The sequence below is a fragment of the Bradyrhizobium sp. HKCCYLS3013 genome, assembly GCF_051167615.1.
Taxonomy (GTDB): domain Bacteria; phylum Pseudomonadota; class Alphaproteobacteria; order Rhizobiales; family Xanthobacteraceae; genus Bradyrhizobium.
In genome coordinates this window covers 40,405-56,454 of sequence record NZ_JBNPTK010000001.1, presented here as the reverse complement: position 1 = coordinate 56,454, position 16,050 = coordinate 40,405, and the positions used below count along the sequence as shown (strand labels likewise).

At 65.2% G+C, this 16,050-nt stretch carries 19 protein-coding genes and 1 tRNA gene; 13 read left to right on the top strand and 7 right to left on the bottom strand.

Going from position 1 to position 16,050, the window contains the following annotated elements:
• The 5 genes from ACQR1F_RS00235 (at position 1) to ACQR1F_RS00215 (ending at position 4,658) form a co-directional block, all read left to right on the top strand.
• Positions 1 to 231 carry a helix-turn-helix domain-containing protein gene (locus ACQR1F_RS00235; RefSeq protein WP_315801851.1) on the top strand — a complete coding sequence of 77 codons (231 nt, stop codon included), beginning with the start codon at positions 1 to 3 and terminating at the stop codon, positions 229 to 231.
• 309 nt (positions 232 to 540) lie between these two features.
• Complete coding sequence (locus ACQR1F_RS00230; RefSeq protein ID WP_434846799.1) at positions 541 to 1,542, top strand: ABC transporter substrate-binding protein; 1,002 nt, start codon at positions 541 to 543, stop codon at positions 1,540 to 1,542.
• A gap of 97 nt (positions 1,543 to 1,639) precedes the next feature.
• Positions 1,640 to 2,734 (top strand): ABC transporter ATP-binding protein, encoded by a 1,095-nt coding sequence (locus ACQR1F_RS00225; protein ID WP_315801850.1) that lies wholly within the window; start codon positions 1,640 to 1,642, stop codon positions 2,732 to 2,734.
• Positions 2,735 to 2,769: 35 nt separating this feature from the next.
• Positions 2,770 to 3,882 (top strand): ABC transporter permease, encoded by a 1,113-nt coding sequence (locus ACQR1F_RS00220; RefSeq protein ID WP_315802161.1) that lies wholly within the window; start codon positions 2,770 to 2,772, stop codon positions 3,880 to 3,882.
• Complete coding sequence (locus ACQR1F_RS00215; protein WP_434907250.1) at positions 3,879 to 4,658, top strand: ABC transporter permease; 780 nt, start codon at positions 3,879 to 3,881, stop codon at positions 4,656 to 4,658. The genes ACQR1F_RS00220 and ACQR1F_RS00215 overlap by 4 nt, the downstream gene beginning before the upstream one ends.
• Before the next feature lie 123 nt (positions 4,659 to 4,781).
• Here ACQR1F_RS00215 and ACQR1F_RS00210 read toward each other — a convergent pair whose 3' ends face one another.
• Complete coding sequence (locus ACQR1F_RS00210) at positions 4,782 to 5,681, bottom strand: NAD-dependent epimerase/dehydratase family protein (RefSeq protein WP_434912335.1); 900 nt, start codon at positions 5,679 to 5,681, stop codon at positions 4,782 to 4,784.
• A gap of 343 nt (positions 5,682 to 6,024) precedes the next feature.
• Between ACQR1F_RS00210 and ACQR1F_RS00205 the strand changes: the two genes are divergently transcribed.
• The gene (locus ACQR1F_RS00205) at positions 6,025 to 6,612 is read left to right on the top strand and encodes a hypothetical protein (protein ID WP_316217170.1); all 588 of its coding nucleotides are present in this window, start codon (positions 6,025 to 6,027) and stop codon (positions 6,610 to 6,612) included.
• 146 nt (positions 6,613 to 6,758) lie between these two features.
• Here ACQR1F_RS00205 and ACQR1F_RS00200 read toward each other — a convergent pair whose 3' ends face one another.
• A complete protein-coding gene (locus ACQR1F_RS00200; RefSeq protein ID WP_315802160.1) occupies positions 6,759 to 7,352 on the bottom strand; it encodes a TetR-like C-terminal domain-containing protein in 594 nt (197 codons plus the stop codon).
• A gap of 114 nt (positions 7,353 to 7,466) precedes the next feature.
• On the opposite strand from ACQR1F_RS00200, the gene ACQR1F_RS00195 reads away from it, so the two are divergent.
• The 3 genes from ACQR1F_RS00195 to ACQR1F_RS00185 all read left to right on the top strand — a co-directional run bounded on the left by ACQR1F_RS00195 (position 7,467) and on the right by ACQR1F_RS00185 (position 8,454).
• A complete protein-coding gene (locus ACQR1F_RS00195) occupies positions 7,467 to 7,847 on the top strand; it encodes a DUF4267 domain-containing protein (protein WP_434873526.1) in 381 nt (126 codons plus the stop codon).
• A 1-nt stretch (position 7,848) separates the two neighbouring features.
• Complete coding sequence (locus ACQR1F_RS00190) at positions 7,849 to 8,169, top strand: DoxX family protein (protein WP_434885416.1); 321 nt, start codon at positions 7,849 to 7,851, stop codon at positions 8,167 to 8,169.
• Positions 8,170 to 8,292: 123 nt separating this feature from the next.
• On the top strand, positions 8,293 to 8,454 hold the full coding sequence (locus ACQR1F_RS00185) for a hypothetical protein (protein ID WP_434912334.1): 162 nt from the start codon (positions 8,293 to 8,295) through the stop codon (positions 8,452 to 8,454).
• Positions 8,455 to 8,559: 105 nt separating this feature from the next.
• Here the strand turns inward: ACQR1F_RS00185 and ACQR1F_RS00180 are convergent, their stop codons facing one another.
• Complete coding sequence (locus tag ACQR1F_RS00180) at positions 8,560 to 9,192, bottom strand: SRPBCC family protein (RefSeq protein ID WP_434912333.1); 633 nt, start codon at positions 9,190 to 9,192, stop codon at positions 8,560 to 8,562.
• Between ACQR1F_RS00180 and ACQR1F_RS00175 the strand changes: the two genes are divergently transcribed.
• Positions 9,172 to 9,483, top strand: coding sequence for a hypothetical protein (locus ACQR1F_RS00175; protein WP_434912332.1), 312 nt, complete (start codon positions 9,172 to 9,174; stop codon positions 9,481 to 9,483). The two genes, ACQR1F_RS00180 and ACQR1F_RS00175, sit on opposite strands and share 21 nt — an antisense overlap.
• A 1,047-nt stretch (positions 9,484 to 10,530) precedes the next feature.
• On the opposite strand, the gene ACQR1F_RS00170 is transcribed toward ACQR1F_RS00175, so the two are convergent.
• Positions 10,531 to 10,605 (bottom strand) — tRNA-Val (locus tag ACQR1F_RS00170).
• 119 nt (positions 10,606 to 10,724) lie between these two features.
• Positions 10,725 to 11,084 carry a cell cycle two-component system response regulator CpdR gene (gene cpdR / locus ACQR1F_RS00165; RefSeq protein ID WP_006610087.1) on the bottom strand — a complete coding sequence of 120 codons (360 nt, stop codon included), beginning with the start codon at positions 11,082 to 11,084 and terminating at the stop codon, positions 10,725 to 10,727.
• A 343-nt stretch (positions 11,085 to 11,427) separates the two neighbouring features.
• Here cpdR and ACQR1F_RS00160 point away from each other — a divergent pair, with 343 nt between their 5' ends.
• Together ACQR1F_RS00160 and hisN are read left to right on the top strand one after the other, a co-directional pair.
• A complete protein-coding gene (locus ACQR1F_RS00160; RefSeq protein ID WP_315801832.1) occupies positions 11,428 to 12,312 on the top strand; it encodes an N-formylglutamate amidohydrolase in 885 nt (294 codons plus the stop codon).
• 481 nt (positions 12,313 to 12,793) lie between these two features.
• The gene (gene hisN, locus ACQR1F_RS00155) at positions 12,794 to 13,579 is read left to right on the top strand and encodes a histidinol-phosphatase (protein WP_434912331.1); all 786 of its coding nucleotides are present in this window, start codon (positions 12,794 to 12,796) and stop codon (positions 13,577 to 13,579) included.
• Positions 13,580 to 13,610: 31 nt separating this feature from the next.
• Here hisN and ACQR1F_RS00150 read toward each other — a convergent pair whose 3' ends face one another.
• Positions 13,611 to 14,501, bottom strand: a complete 891-nt coding sequence (locus tag ACQR1F_RS00150; protein ID WP_315737053.1) for a LysR substrate-binding domain-containing protein — start codon at positions 14,499 to 14,501, stop codon at positions 13,611 to 13,613.
• Between the two features lie 85 nt (positions 14,502 to 14,586).
• On the opposite strand from ACQR1F_RS00150, the gene ACQR1F_RS00145 reads away from it, so the two are divergent.
• A complete protein-coding gene (locus ACQR1F_RS00145) occupies positions 14,587 to 15,339 on the top strand; it encodes a sulfite exporter TauE/SafE family protein (protein WP_315801830.1) in 753 nt (250 codons plus the stop codon).
• A 2-nt stretch (positions 15,340 to 15,341) separates the two neighbouring features.
• On the opposite strand, the gene ACQR1F_RS00140 is transcribed toward ACQR1F_RS00145, so the two are convergent.
• Positions 15,342 to 15,983 carry a LysE family translocator gene (locus ACQR1F_RS00140; RefSeq protein ID WP_315801829.1) on the bottom strand — a complete coding sequence of 214 codons (642 nt, stop codon included), beginning with the start codon at positions 15,981 to 15,983 and terminating at the stop codon, positions 15,342 to 15,344.
• Positions 15,984 to 16,050 lie beyond the last annotated feature (67 nt).

The window sequence follows — 16,050 nt, the reverse complement described above, 5'->3', positions numbered from 1 at the left end:
ATGCCGATCCGAGTGCGGCTGGGCGTGATGCTCGCGGAACGCAATGTGAAGTCCAAAGACCTGGCCGAATATGTCGGGATCACCGAGGCCAACCTGTCCCTGCTCAAACAAGGCAAGGTGAAGGGTGTGCGCTTCGAGACCCTCGAGCGGATCTGCCGGTTTCTCGGCTGCCAGCCCGGAGACCTGCTGAGATATGAGGAAGCGCCGTCGACGGAGACGGACATCGGGTGAAACCACAACCGCGATCAAAATCCTGCGCTGCGGTGAAGCGGACGGATCCGGCACCATTAGCGCTTCGCCGCAACGCCACTGATGCAGCGCATGAACGCCAAAATAGCATCACGTGACGATCAAAACTCGCGCTTGCCAGGGCTTGGTCCAGCCGATAGCTTTTTTGAACCTTTCAAGCGCGACGGATCATCGAGCATGCTTTTTCTGCGGACCAACTCCACGACGGCAACAGTGTCGAACGCGACGGATCGGCCTGTCAGACGCGCAGCCGCAACCGTCTCGAAGACGGTGCTGGTGACCGCAGCCGCTATGCTAGGTCTCCTCGTTTCCGCGCAGGCACGTGATCTCACCGTCGTGTCCTGGGGCGGCAACTACCAGGACGCGCAGCGCAAGATCTACTTCCAGCCCTTCGCCGCCAAGCTCGGCGCCACCGTGCTCGACGAGAGCTGGGACGGCGGCTATGGCGTGCTGCAGGCCAAGGTGAAGGCCGGGGTGCCGAACTGGGATGCGGTGCAGGTCGAGGCCGAGGAGCTCGAGCTCGGCTGCAGCGACGGCATCTACGAGAAGATCGACTGGAGCAAGATCGGCGACAAGAAAGGCTTCATCCCTGCCGGCGTCAGCGATTGCGGCGTCGGCGCCATCGTGTGGTCCACCGGAATGGCGTTCGACGGCGATAAGATCAAGGACGGGCCGAAGACCTGGGCGGACTTCTGGGACACGGCAAAGTTTCCGGGCAAGCGCGGCCTGCGCAAGGGCGCCAAATACACGCTCGAGTTCGCGCTGATGGCCGACGGCGTGCCGGCGACCGACGTCTACAAGGTGTTGAAGACCAAAGAGGGCGTCGAGCGCGCCTTCAAGAAGCTCGACGCGCTCAAGGCCGACATCGTGTGGTGGGAGGCCGGCGCGCAGCCGCTGCAGCTGTTGTCGTCCGGCCAGGTCGCGATGACCTCGGTCTATAACGGCCGCATCACCGCCATCAACCGCACCGAGGGCAAGCATTTCGGCTTCGTGTTTCCGGGCAGCATCTATGCGGTCGACAGCTGGGTCGTGCTCAAGGGCTCGCCCAACAAGGATGCCGCGATGAACTTCATCGCCTTTGCGAGCCAGGCCGAGAACCAGGCCAAGCTGCCGGAATACATCGCCTACGGCCTGCCGAACATCGCCGCTGCCAAGCTGGTGCCGGAGAAATACGCCGCGGAGCTGCCGACGACCCCCGAAAACCTGAAGCAGGCGATCGCGCTGGACGTCGGCTTCTGGACGGACAATTCGGAAGAGCTGTCGAAGCGCTTCAACGCCTGGCTGGCGCGCTGAGGCCCGCCGCTTCCGCACACCGGGCGCGCGATCGTCGCGACGCGCGCCTGCCCGCCTCGTATGAGTCCCGGCGAGGTCCGCGCCGAAAGCCTTCGTCATGGATACCCCCTTCATCTCGTTCCGGCAGGTGGTCAAGCGCTTCGCCGCGCTGACCGTGGTCGACGATCTCGACCTCGATATCGCCCGCGGCGAGTTCGTCGCCCTGCTCGGCCCCTCCGGCTCCGGCAAGACCACGCTGTTGATGATGCTGGCCGGCTTCGAGCAGCCGACCAGCGGCACGATCGCGGTCAATGGCGTCAGGGTCGACGGGCTCCCGCCGCACAAGCGCAACATGGGCGTGGTGTTCCAGAACTACGCGCTGTTCCCGCACATGAGCGTGCGCGACAACATCGCGTTTCCCCTGAAGATGCGCGGCACGCCCAAGCCCGAGATCGCCACGCGGGTCGCGCGCGTGCTCGACATGGTGAAGCTGTCGGCCATGGCGGAGCGCAAGCCGGCGCAGCTCTCCGGCGGCCAGCAGCAACGCGTGGCGCTGGCCCGCGCGCTGGTGTTCGAGCCGCAGGTGGTGCTGATGGACGAGCCGCTCGGCGCGCTCGACAAGAAGCTGCGCGAGCAGATGCAACTCGACATCCGCGACCTGCACCGCCGGCTCGGCCTCACCATCGTATTCGTCACCCACGACCAGGACGAGGCGCTGACGATGTCCGACCGCATCGCCGTGTTCAACCACGGCAGGATCGAGCAGATCGGCACGCCGCGCGAGATCTACGAGCTGCCGCGGACGCCGTTCGTCGCCGAGTTCATCGGCGAGACCAACCTGCTGTCGTGCAAGGTGGCTGAGCAGGCCGGCGAGGCGATGCGGCTGACGACGGACTCGGGCCTTACGCTTTCGGCGCATGCCGGCGCTGATCGCGTCGATGGCGGCAAGGTGCAGGTCTCGATCCGACCCGAGGCGATCCGGATCAACGATCATGCGGCCGCGACCGCAAACCGCCTGACCGCGCGCATCATGGACGCGGTGTATTTCGGCGATCACATGCGTCTGGTCGCCACGGTCGGCGCGCAGCGGCTGATCATCAAGGGCGACCGTGCCGGCCAGGCCGCGGAGGTCGGCAGCGAGGTCGCGCTATCGTTCGCGGCGTCGGATGTCTGGGTGGTGGGATCATGCGACCAGACCTCCGCCAACGGTTGACGGCATCTCTGCTGCTCGCGCCGCTGCTGGCGTTCATGCTGTCGTTCTTCGTCGTGCCGCTGGTGACGATGATGAAGTCGGCGGTGTCCGATCCGGTCGCGACCGAGTCCCTGCCCCGCACCCACACGGCGCTGGCGCGCTGGGACCGCACCAGCTTGCCTCCTGCAGCGGCGCAGGCCGCGTTCGTCGACGACATCCGCAGGCTGACCAATGACGAGCAGTTCGGCGATCTCGTGCGCCGCCTCAACAGCGCGCAGTCCGGCTTCCGCAGCCTGCTCGGCAAGACCCGCCGCGCGCTCGGCGGCGACGGCGCGGCCGACCTCGCCGCGATCGATTCGCGCTGGAGCGAGACATCCTATTGGATGACCATCGCCGACGCCGTCGCCTCGCCCTGGACCGACAAGAACCTGCTCGCCGCGGTCGACCTCGAGCGCGACGCCGCCGGCGATATCGCCGCGATGCCGGAGGGCAGCTCGGCCAACCGCCTGATCATGATCCGGACCTTCGTGACCTCGGCGCTGGTGACGCTGGCCTGCATCCTGATCGGCCTGCCCTACGCGATGGTCGCCGCATCCGTGGAAGGCTGGCGCCGGCAGGCGCTGCTCGGCGCCGTGCTGCTGCCGCTGTGGACGTCGCTCCTGGTGCGCACCGCGGCCTGGTACGTCGTGCTGCAGGACAACGGCCTGATCAACGCGACCCTGAGGGGGCTCGGCCTGACTTCCGGTCCGGTCCCGCTGATGTTCAACCGGCTCGGCGTCGTCATCGCCATGACGCATGTGCTGCTGCCGTTCATGGTGCTGCCGATCTTCAGCGTGCTGATCGCGATCCCGCGCAACCTGATGCCGGCGGCGGCATCGCTCGGCGCGCATCCGCTGCGCGCCTTCCTCCACGTGCTGCTGCCGCTGTCGATGCGCGGCGTCGTCTCCGGCGCGCTGCTCGTGTTCATGGCCGCGCTGGGCTACTACATCACCCCCGCGCTGATCGGCGGCGCCAACGACCAGATGATCTCCTCGGTGATCGCCTATTACGCCACTGGCGCGGCGAACTGGGGCATGGCCGGCGCGCTCGGCCTCGTCCTGCTGGCGATGACCATCCTGCTCTATGCCGTCTACATCCGGCTGACCTCGGCCGAGGAGCAGCACGCATGAAGCTCCTGCCGGTCGTCAAGCTGCTGTTCGCGATCGCCGTCGTCGTGTTCCTGCTCGGGCCGCTGATCGCGGTGCTGCCGCTGTCGCTGACCGACAGCGTGTTCCTGAACTATCCCATTCCCGGCTATTCGACGCGCTGGTTTCGCGAGCTGGTCACCGCCGAATCCTGGCGGCTGTCGATCGTCAACAGCCTGCTGATCGGCTCGGGGACCACGGCCCTCGCAACGCTGCTCGGCACGCTGGCCGCGCTCGGCCTGCGTGGCAAACGCGCCTCGCTGCTGGTCTCGACGCTGCGTACGGTGTTCTTGCTGCCGATGGTGGTGCCGGCGGTCGTGCTCGGGGTCGGCATGCAGCTGATGTTTTCGCGATACGGTCTCACCAACACCTATCTCGGCGTCATCATCGCGCACACCGTCGTCGCCGTGCCGTTCGTGCTCGTCAACGTCTCCTCGGCCTTGCAGGGCGTCGATCTCCAGCTCGAGCGCGCCGCCGCGAGCCTCGGCGCCTCGCCCGCCGTGGTGCTGCGTACGGTGACATTTCCGATTGCGCTGCCCGGCATCATCTCCGGCGCCCTGTTCGCTTTCGCGACGTCGCTCGACGAGGTCGTGCTGACCTTGTTCGTCGCCGGCCCCAACCAGCGCACCCTGGCGCGACAGATGTTCGCCACCATCCGTGAGAACATCAGCCCGGCGATCGTGTCCGCGGCCGCCGTGTTCATCGTCGGCACGATCGTGCTGTCACTCGCGATGCTGGCAATCCGTCGGCGGATGGCGTGACGTTCCGTAGGGCGGATTAGCGCAGCGTAATCCGCCGCCTCGCGCACGAATGGCCGTCCATATTGCAGCAGCCGAAGCGGAAGAAGGCGGATTACGCTGCGCTAATCCGCCCTACTCGATGAGCTATCCCGCCTTCACATATTTCCGCCAATCATGTTCTTCCTTGAACCCGAGCACTTCGCGCGCTTTCCTGTTCGACAGCGGCGCCTCGAGCTCGCCGAGGTCGCGGGTGATCGGAGTCTTCGGGCAATAGCGCTGCAGCAATTCGCGCGTCGGCATATTGGCCGTCACCGTGTCATTCACGGCGTTGAAGACCTGGAAGCCGAGACCATCCTTCTGGATCGCCAGATGCACGATCTCGCCGAGGTCGCGCGCGTCGATATAGGACCAGGCGTTGCGCTTGCGCGACGGCGGGTCGGCGAGGAAACGCGGGAACATGTCGTATTCGTGCGGCTCGATGACATTGCCGATTCGGAGTGCGTAGATGTCGATGCCGTAGCGCATGGCGAAGGCGCGCGCGGTCTTTTCGTTCACGACCTTGGACAGGCCGTAGGAGTCCATCGGGTCGGTGTCGTAGTCCTCCTCGAGCGGAAAGCTCCTGAAATCCTTGTCGCCCTCGGCGAAGCAGACTCCATAGGTTGTCTCGCTGGAGGCGATGATGATCTTGCGTACGCCGAGCTTCGCCGCAGCCTCGATGACGTTGTAGGTGCTGACAGTGTTGACGCGAAAGGTCTCATTGTCGGGCTCGATCAGCACGCGCGGGATCGCGGCGAAATGCACCACCGCATCCGGCGCCCGTGGCGGCCGGCCGGCGTTGAAGCCGCCGAAGCCGTAATGCGTGGTCAGCGCGTTGAAGGCCTGGCCGCTGTCCGTCAGATCCGCGACCAGGGTGTTGATCCCGGGGTGATCGAACGGCTTGAGATCGACGTTGAGGAGCTCGTAGCCCTTGCCCTGCAGATGTGGCAGCACATGCCGGCCCGCCTTGCCTGTTCCGCCGGTGAACACCACGCGTTTGCTTGTCATCGTTCTGTCCTCGTGAATGCGCCGGTTCTAGCAGCTTCGGTCGCAGCCGCTCCATAGGAACTTCCAACCCGATTCCCTGTGGTCTGACGGGCCGCCGGGCGGCGCTGGCCGACGAACACAGCGGTCGAAGAATGATCAATTTAAAATTGAAAATCGATAACGCACAATTTCAGAACGATGATTGCAATCCGAAACTTGCCGGTCCGCTGATGGGCCGACGCTCGAGCAACTCGTCCGCATGCGATCAGCAACGATGCTGGCGGCAACCGCGAGCGAGAATCTTTCTCATTATCAGTAGCCAAGTTCCCGAACGCGTGATAGGTATCTAATGGCAGTCAAGTAGATGCATCTGGCGGCTGGCCCGCCCTGGAAGGACGCCGTCATGCGATTGTCGTCTTGTGTCGTCGCGCCGTCATTTGTTGCTGTGTTGGCGACGATGCTGTTCTGCAGCCCGGCGGTCGCGCAGCCCACCAAAAGCTCCACGCTTCCCGATATCACGGTCGATGCACCCAAGCAGGCTGTACGGCCCTATCGGCCGCAGCACGCAGCCGGCGCGGTGACGTCGCGCCGGGCACGGCCAGTCGCTCAGGCCGCATCCCAGGCCACGCAATCGCCGCCGGCTGCGCCAGGCTCTGTGGAAGCCAGGTTCGCCAGGCTGGAGAGAGCTGCCACTGGTTGCAACGGCGGCTGCGAGACAAGCTTCAAGTCCGGCAACGCGCCTTGGGTCGGATGCAGCCTGTCGGGCCAGGAATTCTCACATTTCGATACGACCTGCAGCGACACGCTCAGATACAAGCACTATGCGGACTGTGCGGAGACCAAGGCGTTCCTAGGCTGGGATCGCAATAAGGTCTGGCTGCATTGCAGCAGCCTCTTGGCCGGCGGCAAGTTTCAGGTCGCCGAGCTGAAGCGAGCGCGGCGCGCCCGTTAGTCCGCCTCAGCTGAGCTGAAGTTGAAGCACATTTGTCGGCCTGCGCGTGCTCCGGTCGACACCTCGTGAGCCGACGTCTTTCTCACGCGTCCTGCGATGTTCATCTGGTCTCAGCGCGTGACCGTATCTCACGCACATTGACTGCGTCAGCCGCGAGCTGGTGCGCGGCTTCCAGCCCCCGCGATCGCCCGCACGACACGTGCGATACGTTCGTCGCGCGCGGCGGGCCTGATACGTCCTGACCGTTCGAGCGCGGCGAGGCCATGAAGGGCCGCCCAGAACGTCTCGGTGACGACCGCGGCATCCTTGCAGAAGGGCGCGATGACCGCGGCCAGCGCATCGAAAGCAGCCCGCAGCTCCGGCCTCGTCTCCGCCACCGCGAACCGCAGATCGGTCGGCAGGACGAACATGGCATCGTAGAGCGCAGGACGGCCGAGCGCGAAGCCGAGATAGGCCGCAGCGACATTCTTGAGCGCAGAGCCGCGAGCGCTCGCTTGCCTCGCCGCGTCTTCGAGGGCGGCCGTGATCTCCTTGAAGCCCTCGAGGGCAACCGCGGACACGATCGCATCCCTGTTCTCGAAATGCGAATAGAGCACGGGCTGGCTGTATTCGATCTCGTCGGCCAGGCGCCGGATCGTCACCGCGCCCCATCCCTCGCGCTCCGCGATCGCGCGCGCGGCCGCGACGATGTGCTGCTCGCGCTCGGCGCGCGCCCTGCCCTTTCGCTCCGCGATGCCCAGATTCTCGCCCTCCGCCGGACAGCACTCATCATACCACCGCTTGACGATCTAGCAACGCTAGATTATTGTCCTAGCGTTGCTAGGTTATCGACGGCCGTTAGAACGGAGGGTCGCATGCACTGGTTTTCGCTTGGGCTTGCCTTGCTGCTGGCGGTCGCGATCATCGCGATTGGGGTGCAATACGTTGCTCGCCCGTTCACTGCGATGCGCAGTTTCGGGCTGCCACTGCCCGAGACCGGCGCCAACGTCGCGTGGTGGCTGCGGCTCAAGGGCGTGAGGGACATCGTCTCGGGCCTGGCGGTCCTTGCATTGATGATGTGGGGTAGTTCCGGCGCGGTTGGCCTCGTCCTGCTGGTCGAAGCCGTCATTCCAGTTGGCGACATGCTGGTCATCCTTGCCGCGAACGGCTCGAAGACGAGCGCCTTCGGCATGCACGGCCTCACGGCCGCGATCATGATCCTGGCGGCCCTGCCCCTGGTCACCGGAGTGTCTTGAGATGGCGCACGCTGTTTCGATCTGGCTGCTGGTCGCCGCCTTCTTCGGCGCCGGCGTCTTCAACGCGGTCGGCACGGCCGACACGCGGCGCGATTTCGCCCGTTGGGGCTACCCCACTTGGTGGGGCAGACTGACCGGCGGGCTGGAGATCGTCGCCGCCATTCTGATTGCGCTTCCCCAGGCTCGCATCGTCGGCCTGGCGCTTGGATCGGCGATCATCGCCGCGGCAGCAGTGACCGTTCTGCGCCATCGCGATGTCCGGCACCTGCCGCCGATCGGCGGATTCGTCGTCCTGCTCGGGCTTGCCGCTGCCGCGCCCTGAAGGATCGCGCGGCGTTCCGAGAGCCGGATTCTGGCGCCTGCTGTCGGTCAGCGCCTGTCCTGCGATGAACCTTCTGCCTCCCGTCTTGACCCACCTCAGGGCGGGAGGAGATTGAGGTCGCAAATGACGGCTCTGACCAAGGTATTTTATAAGGCATTTTCTGAAACATCCGAGGGTCGCAAACACGCGTTGCTCAAACACCTCTTGCTGCTCGGTGCCGCCATATTGCTGGTGGGGGCGATGGCGCTGACCTACGGAACAGATCTGAGCCCCGGCTTTTTCTGAGCGGCTTTTTCTTCCTCTGCTTCGGCGAACAGCGGTTGCCGTCGACGGCATGTCCTTATGATCGGCATGCGCATGTCTGCCTCGGGCATGAGCGGAAAACCGGGCTTATCGCGCCTCGACCAGCGCCGCGAGTTTCGCGAGTGCCATCCGCCAGCCAGTCTCGTTGTCGGTCGGCGATACCGCGCGTGGCAGTCCAGCGTGGGTGGCGTGAAGTTCGGTCCCGCCATCCGCGTCGGCGAGCGTGATGGTGATCGTCATCTCGCCGCGCAGCGCGGGATCCGTGGTCTCGAACTCGTCCACTTCGACAACCTGCTCATTCGGGACGAGCTTCACAAAGCGACCGCGATATGTGTCCGTTTGCGCGGTCGTCTTGCCCGCCCCGGTCGGCACGTCATAGGTGAGCGAAATCCGCAACGAGCCGCCTTCACGGGCGTCGAACGCATGCACCTCGCAGGTCATTCCGTCCGGCACTTTCCATTTTGCAATTGCGCGTGGATCGAGCAGCGCTCGATAGACCGCCGACCGAGGCGCGGCGATGTAGCGCCGTATCGAAAGGGTCTCGTCCATGTTCATTCCCTGCTGACCTTGCGCATCGTCTCGAACCGTCATCCGATAGGACCGATGGTGTACCGGCGGCAGGCTTTTGGATAGGCTCGTTGCCGATGATGCGGCCTGCCGCTTGACGCGACCGACGAACAGCACCCGGGAGCCCATACGATGATCACCCTGGGACGACATCGGCCGCTGATCCAGACTCCCTTGGACGAAGCGACTGCCCTGGTCGCGATCTTAGACATCGCGGCCGACGCGATCGCCCAATTCGATCCCGATCATTCTGGCCGGCCCACCCCATCGACGACGAGAATGCCGACGGCGATCCCAGCTTCTACAAGGGCGCCGCCGGGTGTGATCTGGGCCCCCGACTGCCTGCATCTTCGGTTGTTTGTTCTGGCTGGCGAGATAGCAGAAGGGCAGATCCAAGCCGGCATGTTCGTCACCGTGCCGCTGGACTCTTCGCTGTCTTGGTGATGAAGGCGCCGTCGATCTGAGAAACCTTCGCACACGTGACGAGCTTCGGCTGGCGGACCAGGTTCTATCTATTCTCCGGGCACGAACTTCAAACGACGCATCGGCAAAAGCGAGGAGCGCACGCGACCCGACGGGCAAATCACTGCTGCGAGACTCGCGTACGCCCAGCACATCCGCCCATCACCCGGAGCCCACGCTCCAAGAAAACGCCTCCGTCAGAAAAATTCATTCGCCTGCGGGTTCAAACACATCTCTCTATCCAGCCCTCCCGGCCTGAAGATTTTTGTTTCTTTTTTCCAGAAATCATGATCTTCTCTCTCCATCCCGTCTCACAAGAGGGGCGCTTCGCGGTCGTCACGAACGTCGAGGCGGGATGCGGTGGGCGTGTCGATGTCGCAGCGTGGTTCTCCACGCCGACGAACGGCGGCGATGCGCACGGTCAAGTCGCGTGGTCCTGACACCCCGACGCTGGTGTCACGCTTGCGTTGGCGCTCACGCGCGGCGCGGGCAACGGTGGCCAGAAAGCCCGGCGCACCGGGGAGATCGCGAAGCAGCCGTCAAAACCATCGTGCGGGGAATGCCGGGTGATCTCGGCTGAACCTGTGGTGACTGCCGCCTGCTTTTTTTCTGCAGGCGGGCCATGGGTGCGGCCAGCGCCCGGCATTCCCCGTGCCCTCTTCCAAGAGAGGGACATCGATCAGCAAAGCTCGGACGCGAGAATGCGCCGCGAGGCAGCGAAGCCATGTCGCAGCGCCCTCATCACAATCTAACCGCCGTCATTGCGAGCGAAGCGAAGCAATCCAGAGTCGCGCGCGCGACTCTGGATTGCTTCGTCGCTACGCTCCTCGCAATGACGGAGAACTTGACCGAAGAGACTCGTCATGGATGGCCGGTTCAAGCCGGCTTGCCGCCGTCACGACGACGCGGCGGCGGCGGAGCCCGCGGTTGCGTCGCCCCGCGATCGTCACGCGCGCCTCGCGTTCACAAGGGAGGATATTCAACGATCGGAAAACCAGACCCAGCTGGGTCACCGGCCGCTTCGGCCGATGGTGGGCACGACAGGGATCGAACCTGTGACCCCTACCATGTCAAGGTAGTGCTCTCCCGCTGAGCTACGTGCCCTAAACCCAAAAGGTCTCGTCGGGTGGGGGTCCCTATATCGGCTCCCACGCAGGCAGGCAAGGACGCAAACAGGCGAAAATGGGAATAATCCTGAACTTCGCGACGCCGGCCCCGGCGGCTCAGGCCGCCAGCATCTTGTTGACCTCGCTGACGAGCTCGCGCAGGTGCACCGGCTTGGACAGCACCTTGGCATTCTTGGGCGCCTCCGAATCGGAGTTCAAGGCGACCGCGGCGAAGCCGGTGATGAACATGATCTTGATGTCCGGGTCGAGCTCGGAGGCGCGGCGCGCCAGCTCGATTCCGTCCATCTCCGGCATCACAATGTCGGTCAAGAGCATCTCGAACGGCTCCTCGCGCAACCGCTGGTAGGCCGACATGCCGTTGTCGTGGGGCGAGACCTGGAACCCGGCATTTTCCAATGCCTTGACCAGGAAGCGGCGCATGTCGTTGTCGTCTTCGGCGAGCAGGATTTTGTGCATGGCGAGGGGTTGTCTGGTCCGGGTGAGAGGCGGAGCGTTGCCGCCACTAAGCCTGACGGGCGGTAAATTTCGGGTGAAAGATTGCGCCTTTTGATCCGACATCGGCAAGGCATTTTGAGGGCTGAAGCCGCGGTCTTCGATCGAAGCAGCATGCCAGCTCAGAGTTGTTCCAACGCGGGATGAACTTTTTCATTGCTTTTCGCTTGGCAGACCGGCTGGGATTATCGAAGATGCGCGTTGGCGAGAGCAGTACCTGCGTTGTCCAGAGCGAATCGGCCGGAGGATACCGGCGCATCAACGGACGTGACATCGACGCACGTGACCAAGGGGACGGCGCCCAGAGATGACGGACTTTGATGGCGAATTGCCGCCGTTCGAGATCATGGAGCCGACCGAATGGCGCGCGCCCATCATCTTCAATTCCCCTCACTCCGGATCGGCCTACCCCGACGATTTCCTGAGGGCCTCGCGAATCGATCTGCCGGCGCTGCGGCGCTCCGAAGATTCGTTCATGGACGAATTGATCGCCGATCTCCTGTCGCGCGGCTTTCCGGTCGTTCGCGTGCATTTCCCGCGCTGCTATGTCGACGTCAATCGCGAGCCCTATGAGCTCGATCCGCGAATGTTCACCGGGCGGCTGCCGAGCTTTGCCAACACCCGCTCGATGCGGGTGGCCGGCGGCCTCGGCACGATCCCGCGCGTGGTCGGCGACGGCCAGGAGATCTATCGCGACCGGCTGAGCGTCGACGAGGCGCTGCACCGGATCGAGACGCTGTACAAGCCGTATCACCGCGCGCTGCGCCGGCTGATCAACCGCGTGCACCAGCAGTTCGGCACCGTGGTGCTGGTCGACTGTCATTCGATGCCGTCGGTCGGCGTCTCGCGCGACGAGCCGCGCCGGCCCGACATGGTGATCGGCGACCGCTACGGCACGAGCTGCGCGTCGCTGCTGCCGGATCTGGTCGAGGACGTGCTCGGCCGGCTCGGTTATTCGGTCGGCCGCAACAAGCCCTATGCCGGCGGCTTCATCACCGAGCATTACGGCAATCCGGCCACGGGCTTGCATGCGATCCAGATCGAGCTCAACCGCGCGATCTACATGGATGAGCGCCGCAGGGAGCGCGGACCTCGCTTCGCCCAGGTCGCTTCCGATCTCGCCGTGCTCGCGGAGGTGCTGGCGACGGTGCCGCTCGGCGACCTCGGGCCGTTCCAGGCGGCGGCCGAATAGAGGGCAGCGCCCTCGGTCCGAGGGATTCCGGCCGGTGGCGCCGGCGCAAAAAAAAGGGCCGCTTGAATGACAAGCGGCCCAAGTCTAGGGAGGAAACGCCCAAGGAGGGCAGCGATAACGCGAAGCGCTACCGCACCGCAACAATATGCAATCGCGCTGCACAAAGCGCAAGGGTTTTTCCGCCTTTCACCATGCAAAAAAACATAGGCCGGGTTGCGTTCAGCGCGAAACAGCTTTGCTTTTCATCATAAAAGTCAATGGCTTGATTGGAGATTCCAAACGATCGGAGAGGGACGCCGGTTTCGCTTTCACTTTCACATCAGAGGCCCGCGACGGCTCAATCGCGCCCGGTCAGCGCGGCAGGACACCAAACGGTATCCATGATGCCACGCTGGTGTTCCATATCCGGGTGCACCCCGAACCGCTTTGAGCTAGGCATAGCGGCTCATTGCCACCCGATTCCCTCACCCAAGGACGCGCTGTGACGGTCATCGATTTCTCCGCCTTCATCGGTCGTCTGGCGACCGCGTCTGGCGAAACCATCCTGCCGTTCTTCCGGACCTCGCTGCTGGTCGACAACAAGAGCAGCCGGCAGGATTTCGACCCGGTGACCGAGGCCGACCGCGCCGCCGAGGCGGTGATGCGCCGCCTGATCAAGGCGAACTTTCCTCAGCACGGCATCGTCGGCGAGGAATTCGGCAATGAGCGCGAGGACGCCGACTACGTCTGGGTGCTCGATCCGATCGACGGCACCAAGTCCTTCATTGCCGGTTTTCCGACCTGGGGCACGCTGATCGCGCTGCTGCACAAGGGCGCGCCGGTGTTCGGCATGATGCACCAGCCCTTCATCGGCGAGCGCTTCGCCGGCGACAACGGCTCCGCCAACTACAAGAACGGCGGCGGCGAGCGCCGGCTCTCGGTGCGGCGCTGCGAGCGTCTCGGGGATGCGGTGTGCTATACGACGAGCCCGCTGCTGATGAACGAGGCCGATCGCGCCACCTTCAGCCGGGTCGAGGCCGAGACGCGGCTGTCGCGCTATGGCGGCGACTGCTACTCCTATTGCATGCTGGCCGCGGGCCATCTCGATCTCGTCATCGAGACCGAGCTCAAGCCCTACGACATCGCGGCGCTGATCCCGATCATCAACGGCGCCGGCGGCATCGTCACCAACTGGGAAGGCGGCCCGGCGCAGAACGGCGGCCGGATCGTCGCCGCCGGCGACAAGCGGGTCCATGAAGCGGCGCTGAAGCGGCTGGCGGCGGGCTGAGCCCGCCTCCACCGGCCTGTCGTCGGGCGCCTCACGCGGCGGCCCGGCGCAAATGCTCGACGAGCAGTTTCGCGGGACGCGGCAGCGCCTTGAAGCTGCGGGCGCAGATCACCAGCCGCCGATCGGCCCAGGCGTCGCGCAGCGCGACGAGGCTGATCGGCATCGACCGCGCGCAACGTCGCGCCGCGGCTTCGGGCACCACGGCAATGCCGATCCCGGCCGCCACCATCTGGCAGATCGCGTCGAAATCGCGCAGCCTGGCCCGCACGTGCTGCCGGATGCCGAGCCGCGCGGCGTGCCGGCCGATATGGACGTTGAGCGCCGTCCCCTGCGTGAGGCCGATGAAATCCTCCCCCGCGGTCTCGCTGAAGTCGATCTGTCGGCGGGCCGCGAACGGGCTGCGCCGTCCGGCCACCAGGATCAGCCGGTCCTCGCCGAAGGCGAAGCGCTCGATCGTCTCGGGCAGCGCGTGCTCCGCCGCAAAGCCGAGATCCGCCCGGCCGGACGCGATCGCCTCGGCGATCTCGGTGCTCTCGCGCTCCTCGACATCGACGTTGATGTCGGGATGCTCGCGCAGAAAGGCCGCCAGCGCCTTCGGCAGATGCTCGGCGAGGCCGACCGTATTGGCGAGCAGCTGCACGTTGGCGCGACGGCCGGATGCGAAGCCCGAGAGCTCGCCCTGCATGGCCTCGACATTGGCCATGATGATGCGGGCGTGATCGAGCAGGCTCTCGCCGGCCGCGGTCAGATCCACGCCACGCCGGCCGCGCTTGAACAGCTCGACGCCGAACGCGTCCTCCAGACCCTTGATCCGCGCGCTCGCCGAGGCCAGCGCCAGATGCGCCCGGTCGGCGCCCCCGGTGATGCTGCGGGCCTCGGCCACGGCAATGAACAGCCTGAGATCGACCAGATCGAAACGCATGGTCATCCTGCCTCAGTCCTGGACGAAGGCTTGCTCCGTAACCTCCACATTGTGCCGCCGGCGCAGTCTGGTCAATGTGACAACCATGATCGATCCCATCCTCATCTTCATCGCCTTCGCGCTCACCTTGGCCGGCTTCGTCAAGGGCGCGCTCGGCCTCGGCCTGCCGACCATCTCCGTCGGACTGCTCGCGGTCGCCATGCCGCCGGGCCGCGCGCTCGCCATCGTCATCGTGCCGGCCGTGATCACCAACATCTGGCAGACCTTCGCCGGACCTTACCTGCGCGATATCGCCAGGCGCCTGTGGCCGCTGATGCTGGGGACCGCGATCGGCATCTGCCTCAACGCCGGCGCGCTCAGCCATGCCTCGACCCGCTGGGGCAACGTCGCGCTCGGCGTCTTGCTGATGCTCTATGCCCTGCTCGGCCTCACCAAGCTCGCCTTCAAGGTCGCTCCGCCGCACGAGAAATGGGTCGGCGGCATCGTCGGGCTCGTCACCGGGCTGATCTCGGCCGCCACCGGCGTGCAGGTCGTACCCTCGGTACCGTACATGCAGGCGATCGGGCTCGAGAAGGACGAGTTGGTCCAGGCCCTCGGCGTGTTCTTCACGGTCGCCACGGTCACGCTGGCCTTCAACTTGACGAGCTCCGGCCTGCTCAGCACGGCCACCGCCCTGCCCGGCGCGGTCGCGATGGCCGGCGCCTTTCTCGGCATGTATGCCGGCCAGGCGGCGCGATCCCGACTGCCGGCCGAGGCGTTCCGCCGTGTGTTCCTGATCGCCATGATCCTGCTCGGCCTGTATCTCGCCGGCACGGCGGTCATCGAGCTGCTCTGGTAAAGTCAGCGCGCCTCGAGCATCGCGATCCGGACCCCGAGATAGATCAGCAGCCCGCCGATCGCGCGGTTGAGCCAGAGCAGTGTGGCGGACGAGCCGCGCACGCGGCGCGCAGCACGGGCCGCGACGACGGCGACGCCGAGGCACCAGATCGTGCTGTTGACGATGAAGATCGTGCCGAGCAGCAGGAAGGCGATCGCCTTGTGCGGCGCCTCGGCTGCGACGAATTGCGGCAGGAAGGCGAGGAAGAACATCGCGACCTTCGGATTGAGGATGTTGGTGAGCGCGCCCTGCCAGAACGCCTGGTGCAGCGTCACCACCGGCATCGACGTCGCATCACTCGTCCTGGCGGCGTCCGGCCGCCGCGCCAGAAGCTGCGTGATGCCGAGATAGACCAGATAAGCCGCACCGGCCCATTTCACCGCAGCGAAGGCCGTGGCAGAGGCTGTGAGCAGCGCCGACAACCCGATCGCGCTTCCGAACACGTGGACCAGGCAGCCCGTGCTGATGCCGAAGGCGGCAGCGGCCCCGCCGCGCCAGCCCATCTGCGCGCTGCGGCCGACGATGTAGGCGGTGTCGGGACCCGGCGTGATGTTGAGCAGCAGCCCGGAGACGAGAAACAAAGGCAAATCGTGAATGCCGAGCATGATTGAGCATTTCCTAACAATACTGGTCTAACCATACCTGGCCTCGGCATTGCCGTCTCGCCCCGCA